Here is a 14,873-nt window from a genome sequence, read left to right on the forward strand (position 1 = left end):
GAACATCACTTTTTGTTTAGGATAAAAAAAACCACTTCGTGTTAGGAAGTGGTTTTTTACTATAAGAACTACTGAATGAACTTCAGCTTGATAATTTGTTTACTTTATCATGTCGTAGCTACGCTTAATAAAGTTTGTAAGTTCTTCACCTTTAAGTAAGCCTTGACTTAAACGTGCTAAATCTAAACTTTGGTTTATTAAACGTTCTTTGTTTTCTTTGGTTTCAGTGTTTAAAATTTCACCAACCAATTCATGATTTGTGTTTACAACCAAGTTGTACATATCTGGCATGTTGCCCATACCAAACATACCGCCACCACCAGTTTGTTGCATCTCTTTCATACGACGCATAAATTCTGGTTGTGTAATCATAAATGGCGCAGCATCGCTATCCATAGGTTCTAATTGCACTGTGAATTTTTCAGCAGGAATTACTTCTTTAAGAAGTTCGTCTAGCGTTTTCTTTTCATCATCACTTAATTTTGAAATCTTGTTGTCATCTTTCTTAATTAAGTTGTCTACATGATCAGCGTCAACACGTGCAAACGAAATATTCTCTTTTGTCGTTTCTAGTTTTTGCATTAAGTGAGAAACAATAGGAGAATCTAAAAATAACACTTCGTAACCTTTTGCTTTTGCAGCTTCAATGTAGCTGTGTTGTGCATCTTTGTTTGATGCATAAAGAATAACAAGTTTATCGTCTTTATCAGTTTGTTTTGCTTTTATAGCATTGTAAAGTTCGTCATACGTGTAGTGTTTACCATCTACCGTTGGGTACAATGCAAAGGCATCAGCTTTTTCAAAGAATTTTTCTTCAGAAAGCATTCCGTATTCAATCACAATTTTAATGTCGTCCCATTTTGCTTCAAAATCTTCACGGTTGTTGTTGAATAACGATTTTAATTTATCAGCCACCTTACGTGTAATGTAAGACGAAATTTTCTTCACAGCACCATCGGCTTGTAAGTAACTACGAGAAACGTTTAGCGGAATATCAGGAGAATCAATAACACCACGAAGCATGGTTAAGAATTCAGGAACAATCCCTTCTACGTTATCTGTTACAAACACTTGGTTTTGGTACAGTTGAATTTTATCTTTTTGGATGTTGAGGTCGTTAGTCATTTTTGGGAAATATAAAATCCCAGTTAAATTAAACGGATAGTCAACATTTAAATGAATGTGAAATAGAGGTTCCTCAAACTGCATTGGGTACAACTCACGATAGAAGCTCTTGTAATCATTATCTTCTAAATCTGTTGGTTGCTTTGTCCAAGCAGGATTTGGATTGTTTATAATATTGTCAACCTCTTTTGTAGGTGCAGGATCGTCTTCTTTTGCATCTTCAGGTTTTGGTAAGGTCTCTGTTTTTGTTCCAAATTTAATTGGCACAGGCATAAACTTGTTATACTTTGTAAGTAGTTCGCTAATGCGGTTGTCTTCTAAAAATTCGGTAGAATCTTCAGCAATATGAAGAATAATTTCAGTACCTCTTTCAGTTTTATCGTGAGCTTCTAGTGTAAACTCTGGTGAGCCATCGCAAGTCCAATGTGCAGCTGGTTCATCTTTGTAAGATTTTGTAATGATTTCAACTTTTTCAGCAACCATAAATGCTGAATAAAACCCAAGACCAAAATGTCCTATAATTCCTGAATCTTTTGCAGAATCTTTGTATTTGTCAAGAAATTCTTCGGCACCAGAAAAAGCAACTTGGTTGATGTATTTTTCAACTTCGTCAGCAGTCATACCTAATCCTTGGTCAATAATGTGAAGTTTTTTACCGTCTTTATCAACTTTTACTTCAATTTGCGGATTGCCGTATTCAACGCTAGCTTCACCAATACTGGTTAAGTGCTTTAGTTTTAAAGTTGCATCAGTTGCATTACTAATTAACTCACGTAAAAAGATTTCGTGGTCACTGTATAAGAATTTTTTAATGAGCGGGAAGATGTTTTCTACCGATACATTAATGTTTCCTTTTGCCATAATATATGTGTTTTATTGTATTTGTAATTATGTTCATTCCAAAGACAAAAAAAATACCAAGCATGAAAAAGTGACAAAGTGACACTATATGAAAATGCTATGCACGCATAACGATAGAATGCCTTTTTTAAAGGGGTTTTATTGGGAAATATTTAAATTGCGAAGCTAATTTTTATGATATGTATAATTCAAAAATAATAGGTTTAGGCTATTATGTGCCTGATAATGTGGTTACCAATGATGATTTAACCAAGTTGATGGATACCAGTGATGAATGGATTCAAGAACGAACAGGAATTAAAGAGCGTCGTTGGGTAAAACCAGGAAGTGGTGATACCACATCTGCAATGGGTGTAAAAGCAGCTAAAGTTGCTATAGAACGTGCAGGAATTGATAAAGATGACATTGATTTTATCATTTTTGCAACTTTAAGTCCAGATTATTATTTTCCTGGACCAGGAGTTACCGTTCAAAAAGAATTAGACATAAAAACAGTTGGCGCATTAGATGTACGTAATCAATGTTCTGGTTTTGTTTATGGATTATCGGTTGCTGATAATTTTATAAAAACAGGAATGTATAAAAACGTGCTTGTTATTGGAAGTGAATTACATTCTCACGGATTAGATAAAACCACTCGAGGAAGAGGTGTTTCGGTGATTTTTGGAGATGGAGCAGGAGCAGCAGTTTTAACACGTGAAGAAGATAATAGTAAAGGTATTTTATCAACGCACTTACACTCTCAAGGAGAACATGCCGAAGAATTAAGCTTGATAGCTCCAGGAATGGGAAAACGTTGGGTAAATGATATTATAGCAGATAATAATCCTGATGATGAGAGCTACTATCCTTACATGAACGGACAGTTTGTATTTAAAAATGCTGTAGTTCGTTTTAGTGAAGTAATTATGGAAGGCTTAATGAAAAACAAGTTGCAGGTAAATGATATTGATATGTTAATTCCGCATCAAGCCAACTTGCGTATTGCGCAGTTTATTCAAAAGAAGTTTCAATTGGAAGACGACCAAGTATTTAATAATATTCAAAAATACGGAAACACAACAGCGGCTTCTATTCCTATTGCTTTAACTGAAGCTTGGGAACAAGGAAAAATAAAAGAAGGAGATACTGTGGTTCTTGCTGCCTTTGGAAGCGGATTTACTTGGGGAAGTGCTATTATTAAGTGGTAAATTAAACAAACAGACTTTTATAAATAGAAAAACCCGAGCCTTATTAGGTTCGGGTTTTTCACTATTAACCAATTTTAACTAACACTAAACTATAAAGTGTAAACCTTATAGTTATGATTACTTAAAAACTTATCACTTATTATTATAGACGATAAAAGTTTAAAATTATTACATGAATTATTTTTTTTAACGAGAGTTTAACAAAAGCAAAACCCCAAAGCAGTGACACTTTGGGGTTTCTTTATTTAATAGCCAGACATTAACACTAACCATCAACTATTATGTTGGCTATCAAATATGGGTTTACATAAATCCGCCGCTACTAGATTTTATGTCGTTATCACGTTGTTTACGTTGTAATGCTCTGTATTTTTGACCACCAAAACGGTATGAAAATGTAATGTTCCAAGTATTGCTTTCCCAATTGAATTCTCCAACATTTGGGTAAGGTGTATCGCCTTCAAAGGCAAATTTCATTGTATCAAAAATGTCATTGTAATTAAAGCCAAATGTAGCGCGGTTGTCTTCTAGGAAACTATAACGTAAACCTGTGTTTACAAAATACATTGGGTCTCTTGTAAATTGTACGCCTTCTTCTTTACCACGATACATAGCAAATAACGAAAGGTTCAACCTTTTAGTAGCTCTAAAGTTATTGAAAAGTCTAAAGTTCCAAACTAAATTTTCTACTTCACTATTAATTGTTACAATATCAGTAACAGTTGGATTCTCGTAATTGCTTAAGTATTCTGTTAGACCTTTTTGAGTTTGTGAGTATAAATCAAAACTACCATTTAGGTTCCACCATTTTGTAGGGCGATAGTTACCAGAAACTTCAAGACCATAAGCTGTTGTGTTATCAAAATTATCATAAGACATAATAGAATTTGCATCTGATAAGTTTGTACGATCTATTCTTACGTAGCGACTTATTTGATCTTCAATAATTCTGTAAAATACACCAGCAGTTATACTACCTTTTCCTAGGTTTCTGGTATAATTTAGTTCCACAGAGTTTGTGAATTGAGGTTTAAGTTCTGGGTTACCAAATGATGATACACGTGGAGTGCTCCATTCTCTAATAGGGTTTACTTGTTGTAAACCTGGACGATCTATACGGCGGCTATAACTTATTTGATATGAGTTTTTATCAGATGCTGTATAGGTAAGAAAAGCCGATGGATATACTTGAAAATAATCATTCTCAAAAGGCAATAATTCTACAGTGTTGTCTTTAAATAAACGTAAAGGTTCTGCATCTACATTTACTTGTTCAAATCTAGCGCCAACTTGATAGCTCCATTTTTCAAGAGTTTTTCCATAGGTAGCATATAATGAGTATATGTTTCTTGTGTAGTCAAAATAGGTACTTGGTGTTGGTATAACAAAGCCTTCGCTGTTGTAAGTGATTCCGGTAGAATTATAATCTATTGTAGAGTTGAACAATCTGGCTTCTGCACCAATTTCTAATTTTGTTTTTTCGTTTAGCGGATTTACATAATCAACATTTATTGTTGTTTGATCACGCTTTGTATCTACAAAATCCATGTAATCTTCAGGGAAATTGAAGTTTATAAAGTTGAAATCTGCAATTTGGTCTTGAGTAAAATCATTGTAATCTATTTCAACATCTAAAGTCTCATTTTCTTTTTTGAACTCATGTTTGTAAGCAAGGTTGTATTGTCCTGAACTGTTTTCGGTTTCATCACCAAAAATTTGACGTCTTTTAATAGAATTAGCATCTGTTAGTAGTGTGTTTCCTATGCCATTACCTTCAAAAAGGTTTTGATTTGTAAAGAAAGAGATGGTGTTTCTATCATTAAGATAATAATCAAGTCCAACTTTAAATAAATGTGACTTGTTATTGTTGAAGAAATTGAAATCTTGTCTAGAATTATCATCTAGTCTATCAATATCACCAAAGTTATCCCATTTACCAATGTTGTTACCATAACTACCATATACATTAAATTTTCCGTTACGGTAATTGACATCTATAGAACTGTTGAATTTAGCATACACTTCTTTTGTTAGACCTAAATTTATGTTTCCATTGAAGCCTAATTTTGTGTTTTTATGAAGTATGATATTAATAATACCACTCATACCTTCAGGATTGTATTTTGCTGATGGATTAGTGATTAATTCTATGCTTTTTATAGATGTAGAAGGAATTTGTTTTAGTAATTGAGCAATAGGTACGTTGCTTAATTTTCCATCAACCATAACACGAACATTTTCGTTACCTCTTAAGCTAATGTTTCCTGTTTGTTGGTCAACATTTACAGATGGTAAGTTTGTCATTATATCTGAAGCTGTAGCTCCAGCAGTAGTTAGGTCTTTACCTATAGTAATTACTTTTCTGTCTACTTTTTGTTGAATGGTAGAAACTTCAGCAACAACTGTAACTTCATCTAGAGCAGCAGCAGCTTCTTCAAGTAAAATATTACCAAGGTTGACATGCTTGCTGTCTTTGTTTATAGTAATGTTTTTTGTAATAGTTTTATATCCAATAAATTGAATGCTTACAGCGTGGTTTCCTTCTGGAATTTTATCAATGTTAAAAGTTCCATCATCATTGGTGATTCCTCCTGTAACGGTTTCACCAGTGTTGTTTTTCACAACAATAGTTACGTATGGTAAGGGTTCGTTAAGTGCTGCGTCTAATACTTTACCAGAAATAGATCCGTTTATAAGTGGTTTTACAACAGCATTTTGCGCATGTATATTACTGGCTAATAATAATAACAAGCAACATGTAATTAATTTTTTCATTAGATTGGTTTAGTTTAGTAATTCTTTTTTTGATTTATACTTTGTATTTGTTATTATTACCATAGACGTTTATTTTATAATAGTGTTACTTTATTTAACATTACTTAACAACACTTTAACAAATGAGTAAAAAAACATTAGTGTTAGGAGCTTCTTTAAAAACAGATAGGTATTCAAACCATGCTATTAGGAAATTAGTAGCAAATAATCATGAGGTCGTAGCCTTTGGTTTAAAAGAAGGTGAAATTGAAGGTGTTACTATTGATACAGTTTTAAAACCATATAATGATGTAGATACGGTTACGCTTTATTTGAATCCGAAGCGTCAAAAAGATTATTACAATTATATAATTTCCCTAAAACCTAAGCGCGTTATTTTTAATCCAGGAACAGAAAACCCTGAACTTTATAAGAAGCTAAAAGAAAACACAATTGATTTTGAAGTTGCTTGTACGCTAGTTTTGCTTTCTACAAATCAATACTAACCCTAAAAAGGTTAAAAATCCGTTTAAGATAAGTATAAAGAAACCAAATTCAAACCCAAACCATTTTAAGCTATTTGCACTAATTACATATGATAAAATAGGTGCTGATATTGCTATAAAAGGAACAATTTTGTCTCTTACTTGCCATTTTGTAAACAAACCAAAAGCATAAAGTCCTAAAAGTGGGCCATAGGTATAACCTGCAAAAACAAATAGTTTAGCAATAACACTTTCATCTTTAATGATGTACTTAAAAGCAACTATAACAAGTATAAGTACTAAAGATATTAATACGTGAATACGTTTTCTTATGCGAACTTGTTTTTGCTCATCGTATTTTTTTTCAATATCTAAAATATCAATACTAAATGATGTGGTTAGAGAAGTTAAAGCACTATCTGCACTGCTGTAAGCTGCAGCAATAAGCCCTAAAAGGAAAAATATAAAGACACCAATACCTAAATGGTTTTTTGCTAAAATAGGGAATAGGTCGTCTTTGTGCGCATCAATACCATTTTGTTGTGCATACATTGTTAATAGTAGTCCTAAACTTAAAAACACAAAGTTGACTATGGTTAAAACAAAGGTGAACCAGAACATGTTTTTTTGAGCGTCTTTAAGGGTTTTACAGGTTAAGTTTTTTTGCATCATATCTTGGTCTAAACCTGTCATTACTATGGCTATAAAAGCACCAGAAATAAATTGTTTCCAGAAGTAATTGCTAGATTTAATATCATCAAAAAAGAATGTTTTAGAAAGTTCGTTGTTTAAAACGTAATCAAGAACATTACCGCCAGATAAAGCTAATTCATCACTTACAAAATATATGGTAACACCAACAGCTATAAGCATAAAGAGCGTTTGTAAGGTATCTGTCCAAACAATAGTTTTTATCCCAGATTTAAATGTGTAAAGCCATATAAGTAATACCGTAATAGTAACCGTTTGCCAAAATTGAATTCCCAATTCATCAAACAATATAATTTGCAATACGTTAGCAACTAAAAATAGCCTGAAACTAGCACCAACTACTCGAGAAATTAAGAAAAACGAAGCACCTGTTTTATAAGAATAATTACCAAAGCGCTCACCTAGATAACTATATATGGATGTTAAATTTAGTTTGTAATACAGAGGAAGCAAGACCGTGCCAATAACTAGATATCCTAGTATGTATCCTAAAACAACCTGCATGTAGCCAAATTGAGAAGCCTCAATCCAACCAGGAACAGAAATAAATGTCACACCAGATAAAGAAGCTCCTATCATTCCAAAAGCAACCACATACCAAGGTGATTGCTTATTGGCTTTAAAGAAAGCATCGTTTCCGGACTTTTTTCCTGTGAGATAAGAAATTAAAATAAGTACGCCAAAATAGCCTAAAATAAGTAGTATGATTTGTGTTGCGCTCATAGTAACAAAAAATATGAGCCAAAATACAAATTACTGATGTATATGCAATTCTTAAATGTAAAATCGTAAATTCGCAACTATGGAATTTGCATCAAAATTATTAGAAAAAGCTGTAGATGAAATGTCTCAACTACCGGGAATAGGAAAGCGAACTGCTTTGCGATTGGTACTGCATTTATTGCGCCAACCTGAATCGCAAACATTTCAGCTAGCAAAAGCTCTTGAGACTATGAGACGCGATATAAAATTCTGTAAAAACTGTCATAATATTAGTGATTATGAACTTTGTGAAATATGTGCAAACCCACATAGAACAAATGAAATAATATGTGTTGTAGAAGATATTCGTGATGTTATGGCTATAGAAAATACAAGTTCTTACAAAGGTCTTTATCATGTTTTAGGAGGTAAGATTTCGCCTATGGATGGTATTGGGCCAAACGATTTAAATATTCAAACGCTGGTAGATAAAGTAAAAGAAGGTACTGTGAAAGAGCTTATTTTTGCATTAGGTTCTACAATGGAAGGCGATACAACAAACTTTTATATTTACAAACAAATTCAGGATTTTGAGATAACAACATCTACCATTGCTCGAGGTATATCTGTTGGTAATGAATTAGAGTATACTGATGAAGTAACTCTAGGTAGAAGTATTATAAACAGAATTCCGTTTGAGTCATCATTAAAATTATAACTTCTTGATGCCGTTTTTACACACAGAGATTTGTTCTTGAATTGTTTTTGAAAGAATTTTGTTCCCTTTATCTGTGTCTCCTTTAGGCGCTTCTTTGTGATATATGTGAAATTGAATTGCAGCATGTTTGATACGTTTTGCTGCTACGCCAGCATTTATTAATCTTTGGGCAAAATCAAAATCTTCATAGCCCCAACCAATATAGTCTTCGTTATAACCATTAATATTTATAGCATCTTCTAGCCAGTAAGACATATTACAACCTCTTAATTTGCTAGAGTTTTTATATTTTGGCTTTGTAAATATGTTATAAAAAGGTAAGTAAATAGCGCGAGTTCTTCTTAATAAACCACTGCCAAACCAATAAAACTTAATTTGTTTTTTCTCTAAAGCTTTTTTAGAGTAAGGTTCTGTGATAGAAATACGAGACCCAAATAAATAAGTGCCTTTTTTTGCATTTGCAATATGGTCTTTTATAAAGTTAGAATGTAATATAATATCACCATCAATTTGTATTACATAATCTGAAGTAATTGTTTTTAAGGCTTTATTGAGGATAACCGTTTTTGTAAAACCTTTGTCTTCATGCCATATATGCCTAATTTTTACAGGGAAATTTTCCTGAAAAGACTCAATGAGTTTTTTTGTTTCTTCAGTAGAGCCATCATCTGCAATAACAACTTCAGTTGGTAGTTTTTTTTGACGTTTTACACTCATTAAAACGAGTTCTAACGCTTTGGGCCAATTGTATGTTGAGATAAGTAGGGTGGTGTTCATAATTATGAGTTTTCAAGATTAAAAACAGTATTTACCCATTGCGATATGTGGTATTTGTTTACTATTTCGTCATCAATTTTTTGATATGGTGTAGAAAAAAAGGTTTCAGGGATTCGTATTTCATCGCTATCAACAACAGCAATATTGTTTGGGTTGTAAAAGTCGTAGTTTACAATGTCTTTATTTGTTGTGATTATTTTTTTCTCTAAAGCTAAACCTTCAAATATTCTAAAAGATAACCCTTTTTGTTTAGGTCGTTGCAAGTCTAACAAATACGTGCTGTTTTTTACTAGGTTAAAAACATCATCAAGCGTGTAAGTTTTTGTTGTTTGTTCAATGTTTAAGTGTTCTAACTCCTCATGGTGAGTGCTAGAGAATGCTATAAGTTTATAGTCTATATTATGTGCTTTGAAGTATTTTGCAAATTGCGGCATTGTTTTGGTGCGCTTGTCAAGAGAGCTTATGTTGAACACGCCAAAATCAGGTGTTGTTTTAGCAATATTTTTATAATCAAAATAGATGTAATTGGTTATAAGATTAAAGTTGTGCTTTGCAACATCGTCAGGATCAAAAGAATATATTTTATCAAAATACGGATATACACGTTTCATTCTTGGGTAGCGCGCCATGCTATCATTTAAAAACGTAATAAGTGTTTTTGTGTTTTTCTTGATAGATTTAATTGTTTTTATAGACAGGTCATCTCCTTTTATTATTAAAACAGCATCTTGCTTTTCGTTTTTATTAATTGCGTTTTTTAAAACGTTATTTAGGTGTTCGCGTTTTAAATTATAATTAAATAATGTTTTTGTAACAAAGTTGAGAGCTTTATGAAAAAATGTAGGATAACTGTATTTAAGTTTATAAAAATCTATATGTTTTACTTGAACACCTCGATGTTTAAGCTCTTTAGCTATAAATTCATTATATCCCCATTTGTCTAGACTTATAATTGTTACTTTCATAGCATTATTTAAGTTTAAAAAACATGGTATAGGCAAAAACTAATTTTTTAAAATCTGATTTTTTTAATATAGCAAGTAGGTCTTCTCTGTGTTTTAAAAAAATGTAAGCACGCTTTACATTATTTATAATAGAAAAACTCTTAAAGGAGTTGTTTATAGTTTTAAGAATTTTTTTATTCTTATTATTTTCAGGAATTACCTCATAAAATGTTTTAACTCTGTGTCGTCTTTCTATTTTTTTAGCTTCTTTATCTACTTTATTTTTTTTAGATACAATAACATTGTTGTCATGAAAGCGGTACTTTACTAGAGCTTCATCATAATAAGTAACACCATTGTTTAGCGTAGCTATAAATGTAAGCCACCAATCGTGAGGTACTTGGTCCGGAAACGGTAAAGATTTTTCTATAAGTTCTTTTTTTATAATACTTGCATGCCCTGAAACACAATTCTCTATGACAAAATTTAATGGATTTTTTGAGGTTACCATATTTTTAGATTTCGAAAAACTATTTCCGTTTGGTTCTAAAAGGGCATTGGTAAATTCTGAATTGCAATATATTATATCGTAATCTGAAATGTTTGCAACTAGTTTTTCTATTTTGGTAGGGTGCCACCAATCATCTTGATCACAAAGGGCAATGTAGTCTCCTTTTGCTAATAAAATACCTCTTTCAAAGTTTTTTATATAGCCTACATTTTCTTTAAAACTATGTACGCTTATGTTATTATAGTTTTTAGCAAGATTAGTAACTAAGGCAACTGTATTGTCTGTAGACGAATCATCAGCTATTATAATTTCTATATTAGAATACGTTTGCTCTAAAAGGCTTTGTATTTGTGTTTCAATATATTTTGAACCGTTGTATGTGCAAACTATTATAGAAACTAATTTCATAATTAACTGATTATAAGTTGTATTTTTTACTTATGTTTTTCATTCTTACTTTAAGTAGTTTGTATTTAGGGTAGCTATAGCTTGATGTATAAGAGTCTATAATAAAATCATTAAGTTTTGAAGCTTTATAAAAGGCAAAAACCTTTTTAAAGCCATAACGCTTATAAGATACCATAACAAACCAATTTTTTATAGAATTAATATGGTTTTCAGAGGTGTATTTTTTTACGTTTTTAAATAATGGGTTATGTAAAATCTCATAGCAAATCTGTAGTTTTTCATAAAATTGAATGTATATAAATTTATGAAAAGCTTTTTTATCATTTTCAATTTTACTTGTATTTCTCATAGATTCAGAATCGTTATGAACTCTAAATCTTACAAGTTTTTCATTGACAAAGGTAAAGTTGTGAACTAAAATTTTATTTAAAATAAAGATGTAATCTATAAGCTGAAAATAAGTATCAGGATAATCTTCTCTAGAATAATAGTCTTTATTAAATAAAAATGTTGGTGGTTCTCCTATGCAATTATTAAAAATATAAGGACTTATGCGTTTTGCTGTTTCCTTTGGAGTGTAAACAATAGGATCGTTAAAGATTAGTTCTGTTTTAGGTAACTTCTCTGCGTATTGTTTTTTTATTTTTGGATCAAAACCTTCTTCAAATATGTACTCTCTGTTGCATATTACAAAATTTACATTTGAAGATAATGCCGCATTTATCATTTTTTCAACACAATCATGCTCTAATAAGTCGTCTTGAAATAAAAACTTAACCCATTTTGAAGAGGCTTTTTCTACGCTTTCGCACCAATTACCAACCAGACCTAAATTTGTAGTGTTTTCATAAACTTTAATTCTAGAATCTTTTTCAGCAAAAGCATTGCATATAGAAAGTGTATTATCAGAAGACTTATCGTCTGTAATAACAATTTCTATATTTTTATATGTTTGATTTAATGCACTTTGAAGCGTTTCTTCAATAAATGCGCCACCATTATAAGTTGGAATACAAATTGATACCAATGGTGCGTTTTCCTTTTCCATAAGTTAAGATTGATTACAAAATTATGTATTATAATCTGTTAGTTAGGTGCGTGATCAAAATCGTCTTTAAGTAAAACGTCTATATTTCTTTCAACAATTTCGTATAAAACGATGTCTGGTTTTTCTTTTTCTATTAATATTTTGTCAAAATTATGTCTCCAAATGCAAAGCGTTTCACCAAAGTCGTTTGCTACTATTTCTTTTAGAGCTCCAAAAAAGGAATCTCTCATAATTATGATTTTTAAATCGTTTACATCACTAGTATAACGGTGTTCGTAATTACTAGAGCTAAAATGATACGGAGATGGTATAGGTAATTGGTTAGGTTGTTTTGTCCAGCTGTATTCAAATTTAGGCTTAACATTTATAAACTCTTCACTTTTCTCTATAAACAACATGCCATTTAAATCTCCAATAGGAGAATTAAAACGTTCTATTTCATAGTCGTTTAATGGATTCATGTTAAATTTTGTTGTGTTGAAATCTGTCGAGATGTTTTTCATAATTGCTTTTGCAGCATAAAAACCACCAAGATGATTCCAGTGAGAATCAGTTTTATGGTATAACCTTATGCTGTCTTTAGGAAAATATTCTCCTAAATTTATAAGCGGAACATCAATACTTTTACATAAGGCTTTTATTTGTTCAAACTTTGTTTCTTTATCGCTTTTAGCAATAGGAATCATATCACCATATATAGTATGTTTGTTTGGTGCTATAGATATGTAAAACTTTATATTTCTATCTTCAAGCCATTTTTTCTTTTCTAAAATATGATATTTTATTGTGTTTAATTCGTTGTCATTAAAGTTTAAAATACCTTTAGATTCAGATAATGCATTACTGAATTTATTACCTAAAAATTTCCAACCATTATGAATGTCTATTGCAGAATTTGGAATAGGATTAACATTAAAAATGTTAGCTTTTACATAGCAGTATAATTCAAACAAATCAGCTTTTAAAGGAAAATTACGTTTAAAGTTTAAACTGATTTTCTTTTCACCAGGATTCATCGGTTCTATCTTTATTTTTAATAATACTAAAACTAAAGGGATAGAAATCATTACTATACTAACAGTAATGAATATTTTATGAAGCTTATTTTTCATTATGTTGTTATACTAATTAGAATCTAAAATAAATAAATGGGTTATAAGAACCTGCGGCTATATACACAATGCTTATAAACAATAATGTTAATACAAAAATATATCTAAACGGCAGGTATATAGGGTTGGTTAGTTTCTTCTCAAGATAAGGATATATTGGGAAAGAAAAAATAACGCCTAAAATAAATATAATAGCAACTTCATTACTGTAATTGAAATAGGTTATAAAATCATTAGGAGCGTGATTTCCTTCTGTATAAACAAACATTGTTTTTAGGTAAATTAATGCATGGTTTAAGTCTTCGGCTCTAAATAAAACCCAACCTACCAAGACAATAAGTAATGTGTAAATATGCTGAATTGGTGCCCATAATTTCTCTAAAACTTTATCAAAACCAACACGCTCAATTACAATAAAAAGTCCGTGAAAAAGTCCCCAAATAACAAAGTTCCATGCGGCTCCGTGCCAAAGTCCTGTAATAAAAAATACAATAAATAAGTTTAAATAGGTTCTAGATTTACCTTTTCTGTTTCCGCCAAGTGAAATGTATAAGTAATCTCTAAACCAGGATGATAATGAGATGTGCCAACGTCTCCAAAACTCTTTAATACTTTTTGAAATATATGGGTAATTAAAGTTTTCAAGAAAGTTGAAACCAAACATTTTTCCTAAACCAATAGCCATATCAGAGTAAGCAGAAAAGTCAAAGTAAATCTGGAATGTGTAAGCAAATACACCAATCCATGCATTTACTGTAGAAAAATCACCGCCACTTTCAGTAAAAACACTATCAGCAACACTAGCAAATGTGTTGGCTAAAATCATTTTTTTAGCAAGACCTAAAATAAAACGTTCTAAACCTTTAGAGAAAGACACCAAAGTTACCTCACGCTTTACAATTTCTTTTTGAACATCAATATATCTTACAATTGGTCCAGCAACAAGCTGTGGAAACATAGTGACATAGGTAGCAAACTCTAAAATGTTTCTGCTGGCTTTTACATTACCTCTGTAAACATCAATGGTGTATGACATGGTTTGAAAAACATAAAAGCTAATACCTAAAGGTAAGGCAATCTCTATAATACCATCAAAAGCACTTGTTTGAATGCCTAAACCGCTTATAACAGCTTTTAAGTTATCTATAGCAAAATTAAAATATTTAAATACTCCTAGAGTTAATAAATTGGTAAACAAAGAAAACCGAAGCCCAAGCTTTCTGTTTCCTTCCTCTATCATGATACCACATTTGTAATCTACAATTGTAGAAAATATCATTATCAATACCAGAAACTTCTCACCATAAGTATAAAAATATAAACTGGCTGCTAAAATTACTAGATTCCTATATTTTTTTGGAACTATAAAATAGAGTAGAAGTACAAAAGGCAAAAATAAAAGTAAAAAATATGCGCTGCTAAATACCATTGATTTTAATTAAAATAGGGTGCAAATGTAATAATAATCGTTAACATTTTTTTAGTAAAAAAAGATATATCATATAGTTAGAAGTATTTTTCTAAAAT

12 protein-coding genes are annotated in these 14,873 nt (G+C 31.1%); 3 read left to right on the plus strand and 9 right to left on the minus strand.

The window, feature by feature from the left end:
* Positions 1-99: 99 nt before the first annotated feature.
* Positions 100-1,986 (minus strand): molecular chaperone HtpG, encoded by a 1,887-nt coding sequence (gene htpG, locus ACN5J3_RS08200; RefSeq protein ID WP_418511414.1) that lies wholly within the window; start codon positions 1,984-1,986, stop codon positions 100-102.
* 179 nt (positions 1,987-2,165) lie between these two features.
* Here htpG and ACN5J3_RS08205 point away from each other — a divergent pair, with 179 nt between their 5' ends.
* On the plus strand, positions 2,166-3,176 hold the full coding sequence (locus ACN5J3_RS08205) for a 3-oxoacyl-ACP synthase III family protein (RefSeq protein WP_129759025.1): 1,011 nt from the start codon (positions 2,166-2,168) through the stop codon (positions 3,174-3,176).
* A 303-nt stretch (positions 3,177-3,479) separates the two neighbouring features.
* On the opposite strand, the gene ACN5J3_RS08210 is transcribed toward ACN5J3_RS08205, so the two are convergent.
* Positions 3,480-5,951, minus strand: a complete 2,472-nt coding sequence (locus ACN5J3_RS08210; protein ID WP_418511415.1) for a TonB-dependent receptor domain-containing protein — start codon at positions 5,949-5,951, stop codon at positions 3,480-3,482.
* Between the two features lie 122 nt (positions 5,952-6,073).
* On the opposite strand from ACN5J3_RS08210, the gene ACN5J3_RS08215 reads away from it, so the two are divergent.
* Positions 6,074-6,436 (plus strand): CoA-binding protein, encoded by a 363-nt coding sequence (locus tag ACN5J3_RS08215; protein ID WP_418511416.1) that lies wholly within the window; start codon positions 6,074-6,076, stop codon positions 6,434-6,436.
* Here the strand turns inward: ACN5J3_RS08215 and ACN5J3_RS08220 are convergent.
* Positions 6,407-7,849 (minus strand): sodium:solute symporter, encoded by a 1,443-nt coding sequence (locus tag ACN5J3_RS08220; protein ID WP_418511417.1) that lies wholly within the window; start codon positions 7,847-7,849, stop codon positions 6,407-6,409. The genes ACN5J3_RS08215 and ACN5J3_RS08220 overlap by 30 nt on opposite strands.
* A gap of 79 nt (positions 7,850-7,928) precedes the next feature.
* Between ACN5J3_RS08220 and recR the strand changes: the two genes are divergently transcribed.
* On the plus strand, positions 7,929-8,546 hold the full coding sequence (recR, locus tag ACN5J3_RS08225) for a recombination mediator RecR (protein WP_344729684.1): 618 nt from the start codon (positions 7,929-7,931) through the stop codon (positions 8,544-8,546).
* On the opposite strand, the gene ACN5J3_RS08230 is transcribed toward recR, so the two are convergent.
* The 6 genes from ACN5J3_RS08230 to ACN5J3_RS08255 are packed head-to-tail and all read right to left on the minus strand — an operon-like array spanning position 8,541 to position 14,775.
* Positions 8,541-9,323 carry a glycosyltransferase family 2 protein gene (locus ACN5J3_RS08230; RefSeq protein ID WP_418511418.1) on the minus strand — a complete coding sequence of 261 codons (783 nt, stop codon included), beginning with the start codon at positions 9,321-9,323 and terminating at the stop codon, positions 8,541-8,543. The genes recR and ACN5J3_RS08230 overlap by 6 nt on opposite strands.
* Positions 9,324-9,325: 2 nt before the next feature.
* Positions 9,326-10,288, minus strand: coding sequence for a hypothetical protein (locus ACN5J3_RS08235; RefSeq protein ID WP_418511419.1), 963 nt, complete (start codon positions 10,286-10,288; stop codon positions 9,326-9,328).
* Positions 10,289-10,292: 4 nt separating this feature from the next.
* Positions 10,293-11,186, minus strand: coding sequence for a glycosyltransferase family 2 protein (locus tag ACN5J3_RS08240; RefSeq protein ID WP_418511420.1), 894 nt, complete (start codon positions 11,184-11,186; stop codon positions 10,293-10,295).
* Between the two features lie 10 nt (positions 11,187-11,196).
* A complete protein-coding gene (locus tag ACN5J3_RS08245; protein WP_418511421.1) occupies positions 11,197-12,234 on the minus strand; it encodes a glycosyltransferase family 2 protein in 1,038 nt (345 codons plus the stop codon).
* A gap of 38 nt (positions 12,235-12,272) precedes the next feature.
* Positions 12,273-13,346 carry an alginate O-acetyltransferase AlgX-related protein gene (locus ACN5J3_RS08250; RefSeq protein WP_417290007.1) on the minus strand — a complete coding sequence of 358 codons (1,074 nt, stop codon included), beginning with the start codon at positions 13,344-13,346 and terminating at the stop codon, positions 12,273-12,275.
* A 16-nt stretch (positions 13,347-13,362) separates the two neighbouring features.
* Positions 13,363-14,775, minus strand: coding sequence for an MBOAT family O-acyltransferase (locus ACN5J3_RS08255; protein ID WP_418509650.1), 1,413 nt, complete (start codon positions 14,773-14,775; stop codon positions 13,363-13,365).
* Between the last annotated feature and the right edge of the window lie 98 nt (positions 14,776-14,873).

Source organism: Corallibacter sp. (assembly GCF_048381695.1).
Classification (GTDB): domain Bacteria; phylum Bacteroidota; class Bacteroidia; order Flavobacteriales; family Flavobacteriaceae; genus Corallibacter; species Corallibacter vietnamensis.

What these genes read in the sequence shown, in the direction of transcription:
- htpG (WP_418511414.1), bottom strand. Translation starts at nt 1,986, where the DNA reads ATGGCAAAAGGAAACATTAATGTATCGGTAGAAAACATCTTCCCGCTC.
- ACN5J3_RS08205 (WP_129759025.1), top strand. Translation starts at nt 2,166, where the DNA reads ATGTATAATTCAAAAATAATAGGTTTAGGCTATTATGTGCCTGATAAT.
- ACN5J3_RS08210 (WP_418511415.1), bottom strand. Translation starts at nt 5,951, where the DNA reads ATGAAAAAATTAATTACATGTTGCTTGTTATTATTATTAGCCAGTAAT.
- ACN5J3_RS08215 (WP_418511416.1), top strand. Translation starts at nt 6,074, where the DNA reads ATGAGTAAAAAAACATTAGTGTTAGGAGCTTCTTTAAAAACAGATAGG.
- ACN5J3_RS08220 (WP_418511417.1), bottom strand. Translation starts at nt 7,849, where the DNA reads ATGAGCGCAACACAAATCATACTACTTATTTTAGGCTATTTTGGCGTA.
- recR (WP_344729684.1), top strand. Translation starts at nt 7,929, where the DNA reads ATGGAATTTGCATCAAAATTATTAGAAAAAGCTGTAGATGAAATGTCT.
- ACN5J3_RS08230 (WP_418511418.1), bottom strand. Translation starts at nt 9,323, where the DNA reads ATGAACACCACCCTACTTATCTCAACATACAATTGGCCCAAAGCGTTA.
- ACN5J3_RS08235 (WP_418511419.1), bottom strand. Translation starts at nt 10,288, where the DNA reads ATGAAAGTAACAATTATAAGTCTAGACAAATGGGGATATAATGAATTT.
- ACN5J3_RS08240 (WP_418511420.1), bottom strand. Translation starts at nt 11,186, where the DNA reads ATGAAATTAGTTTCTATAATAGTTTGCACATACAACGGTTCAAAATAT.
- ACN5J3_RS08245 (WP_418511421.1), bottom strand. Translation starts at nt 12,234, where the DNA reads ATGGAAAAGGAAAACGCACCATTGGTATCAATTTGTATTCCAACTTAT.
- ACN5J3_RS08250 (WP_417290007.1), bottom strand. Translation starts at nt 13,346, where the DNA reads ATGAAAAATAAGCTTCATAAAATATTCATTACTGTTAGTATAGTAATG.
- ACN5J3_RS08255 (WP_418509650.1), bottom strand. Translation starts at nt 14,775, where the DNA reads ATGGTATTTAGCAGCGCATATTTTTTACTTTTATTTTTGCCTTTTGTA.